Origin of the sequence: Streptomyces doebereineriae (assembly GCF_031845645.1) — a bacterium.
Taxonomy (GTDB): Bacteria; Actinomycetota; Actinomycetes; order Streptomycetales; family Streptomycetaceae; genus Streptomyces; species Streptomyces canus.
Window position 1 is genome coordinate 1 of sequence record NZ_JAVREZ010000454.1, and the last position, 419, is coordinate 419.

At 65.2% G+C, this 419-nt stretch carries 1 pseudogene; it reads left to right on the forward strand.

Annotated features, from left to right (window positions below):
• Positions 1 to 277 (forward strand): annotated as a pseudogene (locus RNB18_RS52745) (hypothetical protein); the annotation flags it as partial.
• Positions 278 to 419 lie beyond the last annotated feature (142 nt).

The following is a 419-nucleotide window of genomic DNA, read 5'->3' on the forward strand; positions in this document are numbered from 1 at the left end:
GGACCGGGCAGAGGCACAAGGACTCGTGAAACGATCCGGTCGCCGCGATTCACGGACCGTCGACATCGAACTCACCCCGCTCGGCCACGCGACAGTCGACGATCTCGTTGCCGCGGTGCTGACGCGGGAATGCCAGTTGCTAGATGGGCTGTCCAAAGACCAGCAAGATCACCTCGAGCACACCCTGAGACTGCTTCTCCAGCATCTTTCAGGCCTGCTGGGCGTCGAACAGCGGCCCGGCCATGTCGGGCACCCCGCTACCGGAGAAGGTGCTTGACGGTCCATCGAAACGCTCCGCCATCCACCGAAGACCGGCGTCCCCAACGTCACGGCCTCGGGCAGCTGGCCAGCAACTCGCGGATCGCGTCCACCGACAACGCGTATTTCGACACGAAGCCCAGCGCCGGGCTGGCCGCGAT